Source organism: Sphingomonas sp. (genome assembly GCF_036387535.1).
GTDB lineage: Bacteria > Pseudomonadota > Alphaproteobacteria > Sphingomonadales > Sphingomonadaceae > Sphingomonas_R.
Window position 1 is genome coordinate 1 of sequence record NZ_DASVTO010000133.1, and the last position, 17,886, is coordinate 17,886.

The window sequence follows — 17,886 nt, forward strand, 5'->3', positions numbered from 1 at the left end:
GGAACCGATGTTGAAGAGATCGCTCATGCCGGGCGCTCCGTGATGGTGGCCGGCGTGGGCGCCGGGGCGGTGGTGGTGGCGGTCGTCGCCGTGCCGGTTGCCGCAGCGGCCGCGGCAGGATTGGTCTCGAACTGCTTCAACAGCATCTGGGCGATGCCGAACCCGCCGGAGTCCGCCATGTTGTCGGCCAGCCTGCCGTCCTGCATATCGCGAAACTGTTCGGACGCGCTGGACCCGAACACGTCGTCGGCAAGGGTCGCCTGGCGCATCGATCCGATCATCTGGCGCAGGAAGACCGCTTCGAACTGCTTGGCAGCCTTGGCCAAACCGTCCTTCTGCGCGGTGAGGGCGACGCCGTTGGTCGCGGTGGAGACCGAGCCGATCATAGCACTATCAACTCCGCTTTCATGGCGCCGGCCTGTTTCAGGGCTTCGAGGATGGCGACGAGATCGGCCGGCGATGCCCCGATCGCGTTCACCGCCTTGACGATATCGGCTAACGACGCGCCGGGGCGGAAGTTTACCATTGGGTTACGTTTTTCCTCGACGCCGATGGTGCTCGACTGTTCGACCGCGGTGACGCCGTTGGAGAAGGGCGCCGGCTGGACGATGCGAGGATCCTCGTCGACCTTGACCGTCAGCTTGCCATGCGCGACTGCGGCCGGCGCGATGTGGACCGCGCCGTTGATGACGACGGTGCCGGTGCGGGCATTGACGATCACGCGCGCCGGCGCATCGGCCGGGTTGACCGCCAGATTTTCGATCTGCCCCATCAGCATGGTTCGGTTTTCGGCGCCGGCGGGCGCATCGACCGCGATCGATACGGCATCGACGGCGTGGGCGCGGCCAGGACCGAAGGCGGCGTTGATCGCCGTCGCAACGCGGCCGGCGGTGGTGAGATCGGCTTCGGCCAGGTTGAACACCAGCGCGTTCGACGCGAAGCCGGTATCGACCGCGCGTTCGACCGAGGCCCCGCCGGGAATGCGGCCGGCGGTGGGCACGTTGACGGTCAGCTTCGATCCGTCCGCGGCATCGATGCCGAGACCGCCGACCGCGAGATTGCCCTGCGCCATCGCGTAGATCTGATTATCGGCACCGAACAGCGGCGCGACGATGAGGGCGCCGCCGCGCAGCGACTTCGCCTTGCCCAGCGCGGAGACGGTGATGTCCAGTTTCTGGCCGGGCTTGGCGAAGGCGGGCAGTTCGGCGGTGATGAGCACGGCCGCCGCATTCTTGAGCGAGGGATTGATGCCGGGTGGCAGCGTGAGCCCGAAGCGCTGGACCGCGCCCTTCATCCCCTGCACCGTATATTCCAGGCCGTCGTCGCCGGTGCCGCTGAGGCCGACGACGATGCCGTAGCCGGTCAGCTGGTTGGAGCGGACACCCTGGAAGGTGCCGAGATCCTTGATCCGGTCGGCATGCGCCGGGCCGGCGACCAGCAGCAGGCCGGCAAGCGCCGCGATCAGGGTGCGAAGGGAGATCATGGTCATGGCCCTAGAAAGGACTGAATCTGGTAAAGAAGCGGTTAAGCCAGCCGGCGCGGCTGGCGCGCGCGATCTCGCCCGATCCGGAATAGGTGATCTTCGCATCGGCGACGCGGGTCGACAGCACCTGGTTGTCGTTCAGGATGTCGGCCGGGCGGACGATGCCGGAAATGCGGATGAATTCGTCACCGCGGTTCAGCGTTACCTGTTTTTCGCCGCGGACCAGCATGTTGCCGTTGGGCAGCACCTGCGCCACCGTGACGGTGACCTCGCCCGTCAGTGCGTTGGACTGCGCGGCGGAGCCGGTGCCCTTGAAGGTACTGCCGCCGCCGACGGCGACGTCCGACGGCTGGAAGAAGGACAGCGGCCCGGTGGTGGGGGGGCTGAGCCCGATATTGCCGTTGCGGTCGGTCTGGGCCGAATTGCTTTTCAGCGCCTGCGTCCGTTCGACCAGCACGATGGTGAGCGTGTCCCCAACCGCCGAGGCGCGCGCGCCGGAGGTGAGCGAGGCATAGCCGTGCGAAACCTGGAAGATGGAGCCGTTGCCGGCTGGCGCGGGCAGCGCCACGGGCGCGACCGGCGTATAGTCGATCGGCGGCACTTTCGGCTTGCGTGCCTCGACGGGGTTGGCGTGGACGGCGAACAGGACGCCGGTCACCATCGTCATCGCCCACATCGCGGCGCCGTGGCGCGCGATCCGCAGCGATGCGGCATCGTGGGCGCGGCGGGCGTCGTCCGACGGCGGCGCCGCGGCGACGGTGTGGAAATGGGCGGGGGCGGTCATGCCACCGGCCTCAGAGCTGCTGGTTGACATATTGCAGCATCTCGTCGGTCGCCTTGATCATCTTGGAATTGACCTCATAGGCGCGCTGGCACTCGATCATGTCGACCAACTCCTCGGTGATGTTGACGTTCGACGCCTCCAGGCTGCCCTGGCGGATTGCGCCGCGGCCCTCGACGCCGGCATCGCCGATCTGCGCGGTGCCCGACGCGGCGGTTTCGGTCAGCAGGTTGTTGCCGACCGATTCCAAGCCCGCGGGATTGGTGAAGCGCGCCAGCTGGATCTTGCCCAGCTCGCTGGCTTCGCTCTGCCCCGCCAGCGTCGCGGAGACGGTGCCGTCGGCACCGATCGTGATCTTCGACGCGCCTTCGGGAATGGTGACTTCGGGGATCAGCGGCATGCCGTCGGTCGTGACCAGCTTGCCCTCCGCGGACTGGCTGAAATCGCCGGCGCGGGTGTAGCCGGTCTTGCCGTCCGGCATCTGGATCTGGAAATAGCCGCTGCCTTCGATCGCCATGTCGAGCGCATTGCCGGTCTGCTGGTTCGATCCCTGCGTATCGATGCGCGCGGTGCCGTTGATCTGCACACCGGAGCCGAGATTGGTGCCGACCGCATATTTGTTGTCCGCGGACGATGTCGCGCCGGCCGAGGTGATCGCCTGATAGGCGAGCGTTTCGAACGAGGCGCGGTCGCGCTTGAACCCCGTGGTGTTCACGTTGGCAAGGTTGTTGGCGATCACGCGCATCCGGTTGGATTGCGCATCAAGACCGGTGCGGGCGACGTGGAGTGCGGCGTTGGACATGGGGATTACCTCCTAGAACGGGTCAGTCGACGGCCATCAGCTTCGAGGCGTCGGTGTCGATTTCCTTCGCCGATGCCAGCATCTTGACCTGGTTGTCCCAGGATCGGCTGGCTTCGATCATCTCCACCAGCGCGAGCGAGGCGTTGACGTTGGAGCCTTCGAGCGTTTCGGATTCCAGCTTGGCTTCCGGATCGGTGGGCAGCGCGCCGCCGTTCCGCACCCGGAACAGACCGTCGAGCCCCTTCACGACCTGCGACCCGGCGGGGGAGACCAGTTTCAGCCGATCGACCACCACCATCGTCGTCGGCGGGGCGCCGGCGGGGACGATGCGGATCGTGCCGTCATGATCGATCGCGACCTTGTCATTGGGCGGCAGCGTGATCGGGCCACCTTCGCCCAGCACGGGCTTGCCTTCACCATTGGTGAGCAGGCCGCTGTCGTTGATCTGGAGATCGCCGCGACGGGTATAGGCTTCCTGCCCGTCATCGGCCTGGACCGTCAGCAGCGCGTCGCCCTGCATCGCGATGTCGAGCGGGTTGCCGGTATGGTTAAACGCGCCTTCCGCCATGTTGGCGGACACGACCTCTTCGGAGGCCATCGCGCGCGAGGTGACACCGGGGACGCCGACGCCCTTCGCCTGGATATAGAGCGCGCGCGAGTTGGAGAGATCGCCGCGAAAGCCGATGGTGTTGGCGTTGGCGAGATTGTTGGAGACGACGGTCTGGCGCGCCATGGCGGCCCGCATGCCCGACGCGGCGGCGTATCCGAGACGATCCATGGCATGCGTCCTTTCCTATGGCGGTTTCGCGCATCCTGTTGGGAAGGAGGCGCCGCCCGTTTCCGTGTTCGTCACCCCGGCGGATGCCGGGGTCCAGATGCGCGACGCCATGGTCCTTCATGACATCGGCGGGCGTGGATCCCGGCTTTCGCCGGGATGACGATCCTTGTGGGATTGCTGATGGCCACCCTGCGCCATCATGGTTAATTAAACCTTAGCTGGTGCGCAGATTGACCGCGATCTGGGTCATCTGGCTGGCGGTATCGATCGCCTTGGCATTTGCCTGGAAGTTGCGTTGCGCGGTGATGAGCGCGACCAGTTCGTCGGTGATGTCGACATTCGACTGTTCCAGCGCGCCCGACTGGATCGCGCCGAGACCGCCGCTGGCGGCCTGGCCCAGCGTGGCCTTGCCCGAATTCTCGCTTTCGACCCAGGCGGCACCGCCGGTCTGACGCAGTTCTTCGGGGCTGTTGAAGTTGGCGATCGCCAGCTTGCCGAGGATCTTGGTCGTGCCATTGGAATAGCTGGCGGAGATCATGCCGTCCTTGCCGACCGCGACGCCGCTGAGCTGGCCGGAGGCGAAGCCGTCCTGCTTGAAGGTGCGCAGCGCGAAATTGGCGTTGCTGGCCTTAGAATTGGCATAGTCGACCGTCATCGTGATGCTGGTCGGCAGGCCGTCCGCACCGGTCAAGGTGGTCTTGCCCGGCGTCGTAGGGCCAGTGGGCGCGATCATCGCACCCGTTGCATCGAACTTCAGCAGGATGGGACCGGAGGGCGGCGTCGCCGCGGCGTTGCCGATTTCGCTGTCGCCGACGTAGGTGCGGGCTTCCCAAGTGGCCGTGAGATTGCCGGCGGTCGCGGATGCGGCGGTGGTGCGGGTGTAGTAGGTGGTCGCCTGGAACGGCGCGCCGGTGTCGTCCATCACCGTGGTTGAGGTGGAGAAATTATAGGTGTTGGGGTTGGCGCGGTCGAAGGTCGCGCTGATGTCCGACGCCGTGCTCGGCATGTTCAGCTGCAGCGACAGCGCGCCAGTCGGCTTGGCTGTGCCTTCGGCCTCCGATGGGATCTGCAGATTGGTGGTGGTTTCGGCCGATGTCGAGACGACGTTGCCCTGATCATCGACCGGAAGCACCTGCACATAGGCGCCCCGACTGTCGGTGACATAGCGGCTGCTGTCGATGCCGAAAGATCCGGCGCGTGTGTAGCTGACCTGGCCGTTGCCGGTCAGGCCTTCCTTGGTGATGAAGAAGCCCTGGCCGTTGATCTGCACGTCGAGCGCGCGATCGGAGGTCTGGGTGCCGCCCTGCGTGAACTGCTGCGTGATGCTCTTCAGCTGCGTGCCCTGACCCGCGGTGGCGCCCGACGAATAAGGCGAGGTCGACATGACGTCACCGAACTCCGTGCGGCTCTTCTTGAAGCCGAGCGCGCCGACATTGGCGACGTTGTTGGAGATGACCGACAGATCGGTCTGGGCAGCCTTGAGGCCGGACAGGGAGGTGTAAAAGGACATGGGGGGTCTCCTTGGTCTTCAGGCAAATGGGGAAAAAGAGGGATCAGCCGAGCTTCAGCGCGGCTTCCGGCGAGATGACGCCGAGCGATGTGACGAGTTTGGTGGCGAGACCGCCGGCGGGCGATTGCACGCCACCGATCATGGCCCAGCTGGCGGTGGTGGTGGCCATCGCACCCTTGCTGTCCATGGCCGACACGCTGATCTTCAGCGGGCCGCCGGCATAGAGATTGCCGTCGGCATCCTTGCCGTCCCACGCGAAAGGCACACTGCCCTTGGGCTGGGCGCCGAAGGTTTCGCTATGCAAAATCTGGCCGCTGCCGTCGATCAGGTTCATCATGACGTCGCCCGCCGCGGAGGGCAGGGCGATTTCGCCGGCATAGCTGCCGTCGGGGAGCGGGGCGGCGACATCGGACTGGACCAGCGCGGAACGGCCGATCCAGCTGGCGGCGTCGCCGACGCGCGAGGCGGCGAGATCGTCGCGGATCGTCTTCAGGCTGGCGTTCATTTCCGCCGTGCCGGTGGTGTTCGAGAATTGCGCGAGCTGCGCCACCATCTGGGTATTGTCCATCGGAGACAGCGGATCCTGCGTCTTCAGCTGGGTCGTGAGCAGCGCCAGAAAGTCGGTCTGGTCGAGATCGCCGGTCTGCTTCTTCTTGTTCGCAGTGGATGTTTCCAGCGCCAGCGTGCTGGTGTTGGTGGCCGATACGGTGCTCATTTGCCGATCCTCAGCGTGTCTAGGGTAAGGGATTTCGCGGTCTGCATGACCTGGACGTTGTTCTGATACTGGCGCGCGGTCTCCATCATCTCGACCATCTCCGCCGCGCTATCGACGGCGGCATCCCAGACATCGCCGTTCTTGTCGGCGAGGGGATGATCCGGTGCGTGGCGGCGGATGGGATCGGCCGATGCGGTGACGATGCGCTCGACCTTCACGGTCGCAATGCCGGGGCTTTCGTTGACGGCGGTGAAGATCGGCTTGATCGAACGGAACGCGGCTTCCTTCGACCCCGCGACCGTTCCGGCATTGGCCAGGTTGGAGGCGGTGGTGTTGAGGCGCAGCATCTGCGCGGACATGGCGCGCCCGGCGATGTCGTAGACGGACAGTGGACCGGCCATGGTTTATTCCCCCCGCAGCGCGGACATGATGGTGGAGATGCGGCCTTCCAGGAAGGACAGCGTCGTCTTGTACTTCACGGCATTTTCGGCGAACGCCGTCTGCTCCGTGGTGAGTTCGACGGTGTTGCCGTCCAGCGAGGTTTCGAGCGGGATCCGGTATTTGACCGAGGCGTCCATCGCGGCGGTCGGGGTGGACCCGTCCTGCGCCGCGCTGAGCGCCTTGCCGAAATCGATATCGCGCGCCTTGTAGCCCGGGGTCGCGGCGTTCGCGATATTGGACGCCAGCATCTCCAGACGCTTGCTGCGCAGTTCGAGGGCATTGCCGTGAACGCCGAAGAGCGGATCGTTGCCGGCCATGTCGTTCCCTTTCTTCCTAAAGTTTGGTGCGGTGGGGTCGTAACCGGGTCTGAGCATTCCCGATCAGACTGGATGCGGACGGATATGCATGGGTCATGCCAAATCCGTTCGGATCGGTTCGAATCGCGGGCGGACAAAGGTCTGCCGCTTGACCGGCACGGTTTTGCCGGGGTGCGGCAAGACATTGCCGGTCCTTGCCGGGCGGCAATGGTGACGCAGCGTGGTGCAGTGTGACGAGGGGTGGGCGATGGAGTTCATGGAAACGGCCGGCCGCTTCGTCGATCCGGTGGCGATCGCCATCGTGTTCGGCGGCGCGTTCGGTGTCGCGGTGCTGCGTTCGACGCGCGCGGACATCGCGGCGGCGTTCGGAGCGCTGCGCCAGCTGCTGCGCGCCGATCCGGCCGCCGACGCGCTGGCCGCGCGGCTGGCGATCGGGCGGATCGAGGCCATTGCGGAACTGCGCACGATCGCCTGCGCAGACCGGGTGAAGACGACGGGCCTGTTCCTGCGCCGCGCGGCCGTGCACCTGGCCGATGCGAAGACCGCAACCGGCTTCGCGCTGTGGGCGGAGGACGAGATGGCCGGAATGCGGGCGCGGCATGAACGCGCGGCCGGCGTGTGGCGCGCGATCGCCGACGCCGCGCCGGCGATGGGCATGGTCGGGACCGTCGTGGCGCTGGTGCGGATGTTTTCGGTAATGGACGACGTCGCCAGCCTGGGGCCGGCGATGGCGATCGCGATGCTGACCACGCTGTACGGGCTGATCCTGGGCAATGCCATCGCCGGGCCGATCGCGGCGCGGCTGGAACGATTGTCCGAAGAGGAGGCCGCCTGGCGTGGCTGGGCGCTCAACCGCATGACGTTGCTGGCGCAGGCCGAACTGGATGGTGGGCCGGCGCGGGTGCCGTCGCTGCGCGTCGTCGCATGAAGGCGTTGACCAATTCACGCTGGGCGTTGAGCTTTGCCGATCTATGCCTGGTCTTGCTGGGTTTCTTCATCATCCTGCAGGCGCATTCCGCCGACCGCGGCCGGGTGGTGGACAGCGTACGCGGCGCGTTCCAGGCGAAGGGCGCTGCCCCCGCAAGCTATGCGTCCGCGGCGCTGTTCCAGCCGGGCGAAGCGGTGTTCCGTGGCGATGCCGCCGCGCCGCTGGTCGCCATCGGCCGGCGGGCGGCGGCGGACGGGCGGCGCGTGACCGTCACCAGCACCGGCGCCGACCGGCTGACCCGCCGCTATGACGGCTGGGAACTGGCCGCCGCGCGCACCGCCGCGGTGGCGCGGGCGGTGGGATCGGGGGGATTGCCGGCCGACCGCATCGATATGGCAATGGTGCCCGTTCCAGGCCCCGGTACGCGCGGGCAGCGGATCCAGATCCTGCCGCGGTGACGCCCCCCATCCCTAGCATGCCGGAATGGCACGGGATTTTACGCGCTGGCACCATTATTGCTTAGACGCGCCGGAACATGTCCGGAGTCCGACATCCATGAAACTGATCCTCGCTTTGTCCGTGCTGTCGCTGTCCACCGCGGCAGGGGCGGAGACGTTCCAGGACCTGGCGGCGGTCGAACGCGCGGTGGTGATCGCCGCAGGGGCGGACATCGGCGATCCTGGCGGACCGGTGGCACCGGTGGATCGACGGCTGAAGCTGGCGCAATGCCCGAAACTGGCGGTCGATCCGGTCTGGATGAACGCGCTGACGGTCCGCTGTCCAGCGATCGGCTGGCGGTTGCGCGTGCCCCTGTCCCCCGGCGGGCGCCCGACGGAGACGGCGGCCATGGCGGCGTCGACACCGACGGCGATGCAGGCCGTCAGCTATCGCCCCGCCCCGCGGGCAGAGCCGGTGATCCGGCGCGGCGATCCCGTCGACCTGATCGCGGGGTCGGACAGCTTTCAGGTCAGCACCGCCGCGGTGGCGCAGGAGGATGGCGCGCCGGGCGGCCGGATCCGGGTCAAGACCGATGGGAAAGCGGGCATCATCCTGGCGGAAGTCGTCGGTGAGGGGCGGGTCCGCATATCGGGATTTAACTGATCGGCAATGCAGCCGTTAAGAGCTATGAAGTCCTTGACCAGAATGGCCGGGACAGTGGGACGATCGACGATGATCAACAGTATCGGAACCCCGCCGAACGGGCGTCTGAACAGCACGCGGAGCGCCGTGGCGCCCGTCACTTCGGTCACGAACGCGCCCAGCGCGCTGCCTGACGCGGAGATCACCGGCCCCACGATCGCGGCCGACATGGTCGTGGCGCTGGGCCCGCCGGTCGACATGAAGAAGATCGAAGCGATCCGCACGGCGATTGCGGAGGGCCGGTACAACGTCGATCCGCAGGCGATTGCCGCGAAGATGGTCGATCAGGATATCCCGGAACAGTCGTGAGCGAGGCGGCTCTCCAAACCCTGGCGGATGCGCAACTGGCGTTGATCGCCGCGCTGGACGCCGGCGATGCGGACGAAGTCGGGATCGCCACGGCGGCGGTCGACGCGGCGCTGACCGGCGTGCGGGCCGTTGGCGGATGGCGCGATCGCCGTGACCTGATCGAGCAGCTGGAGCTGATCCTGAAGCGCAGCGAGGCGGGGCGGATCCGCGCGCTGTATCACCGCGAGCGTGCGCGCCGCGACCTGTCCGCCGTCGCGATGCTGCGGCGCCCCGTGGCGGTGGCGGGCTATGGCCCAACCGGCCGGTTCCGGCTGGATACATTCTAGCGACTGCGCGGTGGCGCCTGCGGGCGCCTGATCCTGGCATGATATTTGCTATGTACGTGCTCGACAGGAGAGCGCGACAGTGGCGACCAAAGCGATCAACAAGGCAGTGTGGTTAAGCGCGGGCAAGGGCGCGATCCTGCCCTTTGCGACATTGATGCTGGTGGGCCTGATGGTCGTGCCGGTTCCGGCAGGGCTGCTGGATGTCGGCTTCATCGCCAATATCATGATCTCGCTGGCGGTGCTGATGGTGTCGTTGAACGTCACCAAGCCGCTGGACTTCTCCTCCTTTCCCACCGTCCTGCTGTTCACCACGCTGCTGCGACTGGCCCTGAACGTCGCATCGACGCGCGTGGTGCTGGTCAACGGGCATGAGGGCGAGGCGGCTGCCGGGCATGTGATCGAGGCGTTCGGGTCGTTCCTGATCGGCGGTGACTATGCGGTCGGTCTGTTCGTGTTCATGATCCTGATGATCATCAACCTGGTCGTGATCACCAAGGGCGCGGGCCGCGTGTCCGAAGTGTCGGCGCGTTTCACGCTGGACGCGATGCCCGGCAAGCAGATGGCGATCGACGCCGACCTGAACGCCGGCCTGCTGACCCCGGAAGAAGCCAAGCTGCGCCGCCAGGAAGTGGCGACCGAAGCCGATTTCTACGGTTCGATGGACGGTGCATCCAAATTCGTGAAGGGCGATGCCGTCGCCGGCGTCATGATCCTGATCGTCAACATCCTGGGCGGGCTGGTGCTGGGCGTGGTGAGCCACGGACTCAGCGTCGGCGAAGCGGCGCAGACCTATATCCTGCTGGCGATCGGCGACGCGCTGGTCGCGCAGGTGCCGGCGCTGCTGCTGTCGATCGCGGCCGCCGCGATCGTGACGCGCGTGTCCTCGCCGCTCGACCTGTCGGGGCAGATCACCAGCCAGTTCGCGTCGATGAAGGCGTGGGTGCCGGTGTCGGGCATATTGGCGATCCTGGGCCTGACGCCCGGCATGCCGCATTTCATCATCCTGCCGGCGGCGGCGATCGCCGGCTACATCGCCTGGCAGTTGCGGACGCGGAAGGCCGCGATCGTCACCGCCGGGGCCGAGGATGTCGCCGCGAAGACCGCGGCCCCGGCCAGCATCGGCTGGGACGAGGTGTCGGACGGCGCCGCGCTGACCCTGGAACTGGGTTATGGCCTGGTGTCGATGGTCGACGAGCGCAAGGGCGCGCCGCTGATGGCGCGGATCACCGGCATTCGTCGCCAGCTGAGCCGCGACCTGGGCTTCGTGGTGCCGCTGGTACGGGTGCGCGACAATCTGACGCTGTCGCCCAATGCCTATCGGATCACGGTGGCGGGTGTCATCGTGGGCGAGGACGAGGTGTGGCCCGACGAGCTGCTGGCGCTGGACAGCGGCGCGCTGGAAGGCACGATTCCGGGTCGCGACGTGCGCGATCCGAGTTTCGGGCTGGAAGCGGTGTGGATCACCGCCGACCGCCGCAACGAGGCGGTGATCGCCGGCTATACCGTCGTCGATCCGGCCACCGTCATCGCGACGCACCTGAACCAGATGATCATCGGCGGGGCCGCGGACCTGTTCGGCATGGACGAGGCGCAATCGCTGCTGGACGCGCTGAAGGAGAATTCGCCGCAGCTGGTCGCGAACCTGACGCCAAACCCGTTGCCGCTGGCGTCGATCACGATGCTGTGCCGCGCGTTGCTGGCCGAGGGCGTGCCGTTGAAGGATTTCCGCCGGATCGCGGAAGCGATGGCGGATGCCGCGCGGACCGAAACCGGCGCCGATGCGCTGGTGGAGGCGGTGCGGGCGCGGATCGGTGCGATCATCATCCAGGTGCTGGTGCCGGTGAAGATGCCGTTGCCGGTCATCACGCTGGATCCGGGACTGGAATCGCTGTTGACGCAGGCGGTGCGGGCGGGCCCCGGCGCGAGCCATCCGTTCGAGCCGGCACTGGCGGCACGCATCGTGCAGACGATCAGCGAAGCCGCGTTGCCGCTGGCCAACGAAGCGCGCCGGTTCGCGATCGTGACGTCACCGATTGCGCGGCGTGCGCTGGGCCGGTTGCTGCGCCCGCATCTGGCGGAAACGCCGGTGCTGAGTTTCCTGGAGATTCCCGACGGCAAGCCGGTCGAGGTCGTCGCGATCGTCGGCGGCACGGCGCCGCAGCCACAGGGGCGCGCTACCGCCAGTCAGGCGCAGCCGGAAATGGCATATTGATGCGCCGGCGAGCAGGATTGACCCGTTTTCCGAACCCCGAACAGGACGCAGTGTATGGCGCGCGATGATCCCGAACCCGGCATTTACGGCCGGAAACCCGCGCGATCCGATCCGTCGACGCTGGCGCGGACGCATATGCCGCTGGTGCGGCGGCTGGCCTGGCACGTCCATGGCCGGGTTTCCAACGCGATCGATGTCGAGGATCTGGTCCAGATCGGCATGGTCGCGCTGGTCGAGGCGGCGAACAGCTTCGAGGATCGCGGCTTCGCCTTTGCGACCTATGCGTCGATGCGGATCCGCGGGGCGATGATCGATCATCTGCGGCGGCATGCCACCATCTGCCGATCGGCGATGGCCAACAAGCGCCAGATGGACGGTGCCCGCCGCACGCTGGAGACGCAGCTGGGCCGCACCGCGACCGAGATCGAACTGGCCGAAGCGATGGGCATGACCCCGGCCGCGTTCCGCGAAATGGCCGACGCGACCGCGACGGTACGGCAGGAAAGCCTGGATGACGTCTATTCCGATCATTCGATGTGGTTCGCCGATGTCGACGACCAGGCCGATCGCGTGATGGAGCGCGACCAGCTGAAAGCCGCACTGGCCGCGCGGATCGCGGAACTGCCCACGCGGGAGGCGACCGTGCTGCAGCTGTATTTCGTCGAGGAGATGAACCTGGAGGAAATCGGCCTGACGCTGGGCGTCGGCGCGGCGCGGATCTGCCAGATCAAGAAATCGGCGCTCGACAAGCTGCGCGGCAGCCTGAGCGAGTGGCAGTGATCGCCGCGTGAATGCGCCCGTCGCCGGATCGAACCGGCGACGGGTGAACGCCAAGGGTGCGTCGCCGAGGCGAAGGGGTCAGGTGTCGGCCGAAGCGGGATCGTCCGAACGCTGGCCGGCGATCAGGCGATGCCGAGCCGGAGCAGATCGTGGAGCGTGACGAGGCCGACCGCCTGGCGGTCGTCGGGCGTGTCCGTCACGAACAGCGCGGTGATCTTGCGATCGTTCATGAGCGTCAGCGCATCTTCGGCGAAGGTGCTGGCTTCGATCGTGATCGGGTGCGGGGTCATGACCTGGTGTGCGATACCCGTCATCAGGTCGTCGACATGGCGGCGAAGATCGCCGTCGGTGACGACACCGGCCAGATGACCGGAGGCGTCGACGACACCGGCAATGCCGAAGGTCAGCCGCGTCATGGTGAGGATGACGTCGCGCATCGGCATGTCGAGCGGGACGATCGGCATCGCCGCGCCCTGATGCATGACCGCCGAGACGCGCATCAGGCGCAGGCCGATGGTGCCGCCGGGGTGCAGCGTGCCGAAATTGTCGCGCGATACGCCGCGTTCGCGCATCGTCGCCATCGCCAGCGCGTCACCCAGCGCCAGCATCATCGTGGTCGATGTCGTGGGTACGATGTTGGACGGGCACGCCTCCGCCGCGGCGGGCAGCTGGAGCCGGATCGATGCCGCCCGCATCAGCGTGGAGGTGCCCCCCGACGAGATCGCGATGATCGGCAACGCCAGCCGCGCGGCATGATCAAGCATGGGCCGCAATTCGCTGGTCCCGCCGGAGTTGGACAGCATGATGACCGCGTCGCCCGCCACCATCATGCCGAGATCGCCGTGCGCGGCCTCACCCGGATGGATGAACAGCGCCGGGGTGCCGGTGGAGGCGAGCGTCGCCGCGATCTTGCGCGCGACATGGCCCGACTTGCCCATGCCGGTGACGATGACGCGCCCGGTAACGCCCAGCAGCAGTTCGACCGCATCGCAGAAGGACCGATCCAGCGCGTCGCGCAGCCGAAGCAGCGCCGCCGCTTCGACCCCGACGACGGAACGGCCTTCGTGCAGGCGCGCTTCCTGAAGGTCGGTGAGCGGCCACGCCGCCTTGCCAGGCTGGAACATCATCATGCCTTTCGATCGGGGGCCAAGGGCGGTCAGGCCGCCTGACGCAGCCGGTCATTTTCCTTTTGCAGATCGCGTGCCCAGGAACTGAGCCCGAAGCGGCGGACGTCGACGGTGCGCCAGAATGCCCCCGGATCGCGTGGCCAGAGCGACAGGTTCGCGACGGCGTTGGCGCATTGCGATCCCATGTCCATGACCTCCGCCAGTTCCTGCAGATAGAAGGGGATCGGACATTCGGGATCGCCGATGCCGGCGGCGTGCGACGATTGCGCCGCGGCCAGCGTGGTGGCGACCCCGCGCTGGAAACAGATCCTGGCCGCCGGGACATCTCCGTCCGAAAGATGCAGCCGCGCCTCGTAAAAGGCCGACGCGATGGCCTTGGTGGCCAGCAGCGGCGAAAAACTGGCCCAATCGGATTCCGAAGCCAGGTGGTACCAGGCGATCGCGCCGGCACGATCCTCGACCAGTTCCGCCAGGCGCCCGGCCAGGAAGGCGAGCGACAGCCGCCAGCGGGCGACGTGGGGCTGATCCGCAGCCGCAGCGCTGTGTTCGTGATAGCGTCCGATCAGATCCAGAACCGGCGCAACATGGTGGAGCAGCCGCTGTTCGAAGATGCGATAGCCGAGCACGGCGATGGCAGCGCCGCGATCGGCGGAGTCGGGCCGGGCATCCTCGACCACGCATTCGGCCATCCGCGCCAGCTTGGCTTCGTCGTGCAGCCGTTCGCCGATCTGGACCATGGTGCGGTAGAGGTAGGGATTGTCGTAGCCCCCGCCGAAATCGATGACCGCCGGCGGGCCGCCTTCCACCCGTGGAACGGGGAAGCCGTGATGGACATAGAGATCGCGATGGGCTTCGCCATCCAGCGGGTTGACCGAGCCGACCAGCATCATCCAGTCGGATGCCGCGGGATTGTCGACGCCGACCGCCTGGACGATGCGTCGGTCCCCATGGGTGCGCTGGATATAGCGGAATTCCGGCAGGAACTGTTCACAGGCCTCGGCGTGCAATTCGTCCCAGCCGGCGGGGATACGGCCATTGCCGGCGCGATCATCCTGTTTCCAGCCGATGACGATCCTGCCGTCGAAGCGGAGGATGCGCGCATAATCCCGCAGGCGCTGTTGCCAGCCGTCGGGGGTGGCCGGTTCCAGCGCGATCACGATATCCATCGTATGATCCGGGATCCTGGCCAGATCCGGTTCGACCAGCGTGACGTCCAGCGGTGGCGCGTCGGGCACCGCCATCGGCCGCTGCGTGGTGCAGGTGACCGCGGAGGCGCGCGACAGCGCGGCCAGCAGGGTGATCGCGTCGCCGCACTGTTCCCCGTCGATCAGCACATGATCCCCGGACCGGACATGCTTCGCCGCGGTGGCATAGCGCGCGAGAAAGAGATCGGCGTCGGCATGGCTTTTCCGGAAGACCGTGCGGCGATGCGCGGCGTCGGGCGCAATGCGCTGATAATAGCTGGTGCCCGGTAGCGTGTGGTCCGTGAACTGTGCCTGTTCGCCCGACATCATTCCGGCGGCATGACGTGCCCAGCCATTGGCGAACAGGCATTGATCGATTTCGGGACGCTGATGGTCGCCGGACACCAGGACCAGGACGTCCATGCTGGCGTAGCGCCGAACCGCCGCCGCGCCGATGCGCGCGCCCGGCCATTGGAGAATGCCGACCCGCCGAACGTCGGCGCCGCCCCGCTCGGTATCCGCCGCCGCCAGATCGGACACCCGGCAACCCTGAAGCACCAGTTCCTGGACCAGAGCCGCGTTCGGTTCGCGATCGATGAAGATGTGGCTGGGCCCGACACGTTTGATCAACGACGCGGCATATTGGATCGACATCCGGATTTCCCGTTCCTGGCGCCATGCGCGCACGATTTCTGGCCGGAGAATGACGGGAGTTGGTTAACAAGCTGTTTAAGAATACGGCCAGGTGCGCCGTTGCTCGCACAGGAGCGACAAAATCGTCGTTAATACCATTTTAACGACATTTCTTCATTCCCGATACAGCGACCCGCCATTCTCCGAGGTGGGGGCGTGGTCATCCACTATCGGGATAATGCATCATGGGCGCCGAACGTCATCGTTTCGAAACCGGTTCTATCGGGCTGCTGCGCGCCGGGGACCACGATATCCGGTATCTTCGGGGCGCGGCCGGATGGCGGTACGAGACGCTGATGCAGAAGGAGCCGGAGACGATCGAGTGGATCGACGGGTTCGCACCGGGGGAAACCCTTTGGGATATCGGCGCCAATGTCGGCATCTACAGCATCTATGCCGGGATGAAGGGCATTCGGACCTTCGCGTTCGAGCCGCATTTCGCCAATTATCACCAGCTGTGCGTCCATGTCGCACTCAACGACCTGCAGGACCATGTCAGCCCGCTCTGCCTGGCGCTGGCGGATCGCAAGGCCGTCGGCGTCATCAACCTCGCCAGCATCGAATATGGCACATCGATGAGCAGTTTCGGGGAATCGGTGGATTTCCGAGGCGTCCCTTATGTACCGGCATTTCGGCAGGGCATGATCGGCTACGACATCGACAGTTTCGTGCGCGATTTCGGAATGGAGGTTCCGAACCACCTCAAGATCGACGTGGACGGCATCGAGCTGGCGATCGTGGCCGGTGCCGAAAAGACGCTGGCAGACCCGGCGCTGCGGTCTGTGTCGATCGAGCTGATCGAAACCGATCTGGGGCAGGTCTCGGCCGTGACCGCCATCATGGCACGCGCCGGCCTCGAACTGGTTCACAAAAAGCACAACATTGCCTTCGCAACCCCGAACACGCGCGACGTGCTGAACTATCTGTTCCGTAAGCCAGCGACCGTGTCCGCAGAGCCGGAGGACCCCGCAGTCGACGAGATCGTCGACTGCATCCGGAGCGGTATTGCCGCCGCGCAGACAGATCCGGAGCCCAGCGAAAACATCTTCATGGAGAACGTGTTCCCCGAAGATATCTATCAAGAAATGCTGGAGCGTTTGCCGGCAGACGACATGCTTGATGACATCGTTCATCCGGAAGCGGTCGCCCCTGATGGGCGTATAACCCGTCGTCTGCTTGACCTGACCGACGAGTCGCTCACGCGATTGGATCCGCAGGATCGTGCGTTCTGGCGCAAGATGATGGCGGTCTTCACGGCACCAGCCATCACCGACGCCATAGTCGAAAAGTTCGGATCGACCCTGCGCGCGCGGTTCGGCGACGCCCGGCCGGAGATGGTGGCCGTGCCCATCTTCTATCGTGACTATGCCGGTTACCGGATCGGGATCCATCCCGACATCGGCACCAAGGTGGCGACACTGCAATTTTATCTGCCCGCCGATGAGAGCCAATCGCACCTGGGAACGTCGTTTCACCGGCGTACCCCGAGCGGGTTCGAACGGTTGAAGACCAACTCTTTCCGTCCGAACACGGCCTATGCCTTCGTACGCACGGATCAAAGCTGGCACAGTGTCGACCAACTGGCGGATCATGAAAAGGCGCGGAATTCCATCGCGTTGACCATCTATCTCAAAGGAAAGCAGTACCGGTCAAAGCCGGCAGCGTCGGTATCGGCACCGGCCGCGCCTGCGCCTGCGCCCGCGACGGCGACGGCGACGGCGGAAGAGCAGGAACTAAGCCGCGCGCTGCGCATGCTGGCATCCACGTTCACCCGGCGGGAAGATGTCGCGCAATTGGTCCGCGAAGGCGGTGTCGGCATCGAACTCGGCGTGGCCGCCGGTGATTTCTCGGAGCGTGTGCTGACGACATCGAAGCTGGGTTATCTGTACAGCGTCGACATGTGGGCCGGAGATCGTGGCCACGGTGTCGACCAATATAAGGAAGCGATCGCCCGGCTCGCCCCCTATCGTGATCGCAACGCCATTTTGCGGATGCGGTTCGACGAAGCGTTGAGCCTGTTCGGCGATCACTCGCTCGATTTCATCTATGCCGACGGATACGCCCATAACGGCGAGGAGGGCGGCCAGACCTTCCAAGACTGGTATCCCAAGCTTCGCTCGGGCGGCATCATCGCTGGCGGTGACTATGATCCGCACTGGCCGCTGGTCGTGAAGGCGGTCAACGCCTTCACAGCGACTCATGGTCTTGAACTCCATGTCGTCAAATGCCGGGAAGATAACGGAAAATCCAGATTTCCGACCTGGTTTGCCCTGAAACCATGATGTCGAGCGCGGCGGCGGCGGTTCAGTGAACCGCCACCGTCCATGAACAATCGAAAAGAACAGCTGAGGCGGGAGCCG

20 protein-coding genes are annotated in these 17,886 nt (G+C 66.0%); 8 read left to right on the forward strand and 12 right to left on the reverse strand.

Going from position 1 to position 17,886, the window contains the following annotated elements; genetic code table 11:
- Window positions 1–23: 23 nt before the first annotated feature.
- From VF649_RS12130 to VF649_RS12170, 9 genes are all read right to left on the reverse strand, one after another.
- Window positions 24–386 (reverse strand): rod-binding protein, encoded by a 363-nt coding sequence (locus VF649_RS12130; protein WP_331012216.1) that lies wholly within the window; start codon window positions 384–386, stop codon window positions 24–26.
- Window positions 383–1,483: a flagellar basal body P-ring protein FlgI gene (locus tag VF649_RS12135; protein ID WP_414713675.1), complete on the reverse strand. Its 1,101-nt coding sequence runs from the start codon at window positions 1,481–1,483 to the stop codon at window positions 383–385. The genes VF649_RS12130 and VF649_RS12135 overlap by 4 nt, the downstream gene beginning before the upstream one ends.
- A gap of 10 nt (window positions 1,484–1,493) precedes the next feature.
- Window positions 1,494–2,144, reverse strand: coding sequence for a flagellar basal body L-ring protein FlgH (locus VF649_RS12140; RefSeq protein ID WP_331012282.1), 651 nt, complete (start codon window positions 2,142–2,144; stop codon window positions 1,494–1,496).
- 133 nt (window positions 2,145–2,277) lie between these two features.
- The gene (gene flgG, locus VF649_RS12145) at window positions 2,278–3,066 is read right to left on the reverse strand and encodes a flagellar basal-body rod protein FlgG (RefSeq protein WP_331012218.1); all 789 of its coding nucleotides are present in this window, start codon (window positions 3,064–3,066) and stop codon (window positions 2,278–2,280) included.
- A gap of 22 nt (window positions 3,067–3,088) precedes the next feature.
- Complete coding sequence (locus tag VF649_RS12150) at window positions 3,089–3,844, reverse strand: flagellar basal body rod protein FlgF (RefSeq protein WP_331012219.1); 756 nt, start codon at window positions 3,842–3,844, stop codon at window positions 3,089–3,091.
- A gap of 214 nt (window positions 3,845–4,058) precedes the next feature.
- Window positions 4,059–5,354: a flagellar hook protein FlgE gene (locus VF649_RS12155; protein ID WP_331012220.1), complete on the reverse strand. Its 1,296-nt coding sequence runs from the start codon at window positions 5,352–5,354 to the stop codon at window positions 4,059–4,061.
- Between the two features lie 43 nt (window positions 5,355–5,397).
- The gene (locus VF649_RS12160; protein WP_331012221.1) at window positions 5,398–6,069 is read right to left on the reverse strand and encodes a flagellar hook assembly protein FlgD; all 672 of its coding nucleotides are present in this window, start codon (window positions 6,067–6,069) and stop codon (window positions 5,398–5,400) included.
- Window positions 6,066–6,470: a flagellar basal body rod protein FlgC gene (gene flgC, locus VF649_RS12165; RefSeq protein WP_331012222.1), complete on the reverse strand. Its 405-nt coding sequence runs from the start codon at window positions 6,468–6,470 to the stop codon at window positions 6,066–6,068. Before flgC ends, VF649_RS12160 begins: the two co-directional genes overlap by 4 nt.
- A 3-nt stretch (window positions 6,471–6,473) precedes the next feature.
- Complete coding sequence (locus VF649_RS12170) at window positions 6,474–6,827, reverse strand: flagellar basal body rod protein FlgB (RefSeq protein ID WP_331012223.1); 354 nt, start codon at window positions 6,825–6,827, stop codon at window positions 6,474–6,476.
- A 247-nt stretch (window positions 6,828–7,074) separates the two neighbouring features.
- Here VF649_RS12170 and VF649_RS12175 point away from each other — a divergent pair, with 247 nt between their 5' ends.
- The 7 genes from VF649_RS12175 (at window position 7,075) to VF649_RS12205 (ending at window position 12,522) form a co-directional block, all read left to right on the forward strand.
- Window positions 7,075–7,755: a motility protein A gene (locus VF649_RS12175; protein ID WP_331012224.1), complete on the forward strand. Its 681-nt coding sequence runs from the start codon at window positions 7,075–7,077 to the stop codon at window positions 7,753–7,755.
- A complete protein-coding gene (locus tag VF649_RS12180; RefSeq protein ID WP_331012225.1) occupies window positions 7,752–8,213 on the forward strand; it encodes a flagellar motor protein MotB in 462 nt (153 codons plus the stop codon). The genes VF649_RS12175 and VF649_RS12180 overlap by 4 nt, the downstream gene beginning before the upstream one ends.
- A 97-nt stretch (window positions 8,214–8,310) precedes the next feature.
- On the forward strand, window positions 8,311–8,856 hold the full coding sequence (locus tag VF649_RS12185; RefSeq protein ID WP_331012226.1) for a flagella basal body P-ring formation protein FlgA: 546 nt from the start codon (window positions 8,311–8,313) through the stop codon (window positions 8,854–8,856).
- A 69-nt stretch (window positions 8,857–8,925) separates the two neighbouring features.
- Window positions 8,926–9,204: a flagellar biosynthesis anti-sigma factor FlgM gene (gene flgM / locus VF649_RS12190; protein WP_331012227.1), complete on the forward strand. Its 279-nt coding sequence runs from the start codon at window positions 8,926–8,928 to the stop codon at window positions 9,202–9,204.
- A complete protein-coding gene (locus VF649_RS12195) occupies window positions 9,201–9,530 on the forward strand; it encodes a hypothetical protein (protein WP_331012228.1) in 330 nt (109 codons plus the stop codon). The genes flgM and VF649_RS12195 overlap by 4 nt, the downstream gene beginning before the upstream one ends.
- Before the next feature lie 154 nt (window positions 9,531–9,684).
- Complete coding sequence (gene flhA, locus VF649_RS12200; protein ID WP_414713677.1) at window positions 9,685–11,742, forward strand: flagellar biosynthesis protein FlhA; 2,058 nt, start codon at window positions 9,685–9,687, stop codon at window positions 11,740–11,742.
- 54 nt (window positions 11,743–11,796) lie between these two features.
- Complete coding sequence (locus tag VF649_RS12205) at window positions 11,797–12,522, forward strand: FliA/WhiG family RNA polymerase sigma factor (protein WP_331012230.1); 726 nt, start codon at window positions 11,797–11,799, stop codon at window positions 12,520–12,522.
- Between the two features lie 122 nt (window positions 12,523–12,644).
- Here VF649_RS12205 and VF649_RS12210 read toward each other — a convergent pair whose 3' ends face one another.
- From VF649_RS12210 to VF649_RS12220, 3 genes are all read right to left on the reverse strand, one after another.
- Entirely contained in the window at window positions 12,645–13,646 is a 1,002-nt protein-coding gene (locus tag VF649_RS12210) for a KpsF/GutQ family sugar-phosphate isomerase (protein WP_331012231.1), read from the reverse strand.
- A 32-nt stretch (window positions 13,647–13,678) separates the two neighbouring features.
- Window positions 13,679–15,487, reverse strand: coding sequence for a hypothetical protein (locus VF649_RS12215; protein WP_331012232.1), 1,809 nt, complete (start codon window positions 15,485–15,487; stop codon window positions 13,679–13,681).
- Between the two features lie 206 nt (window positions 15,488–15,693).
- The gene (locus VF649_RS12220; protein WP_331012289.1) at window positions 15,694–16,020 is read right to left on the reverse strand and encodes a hypothetical protein; all 327 of its coding nucleotides are present in this window, start codon (window positions 16,018–16,020) and stop codon (window positions 15,694–15,696) included.
- Here VF649_RS12220 and VF649_RS12225 point away from each other — a divergent pair.
- Window positions 15,928–17,808 carry an FkbM family methyltransferase gene (locus VF649_RS12225; protein WP_331012283.1) on the forward strand — a complete coding sequence of 627 codons (1,881 nt, stop codon included), beginning with the start codon at window positions 15,928–15,930 and terminating at the stop codon, window positions 17,806–17,808. The two genes, VF649_RS12220 and VF649_RS12225, sit on opposite strands and share 93 nt — an antisense overlap.
- Window positions 17,809–17,886: the final 78 nt, after the last annotated feature.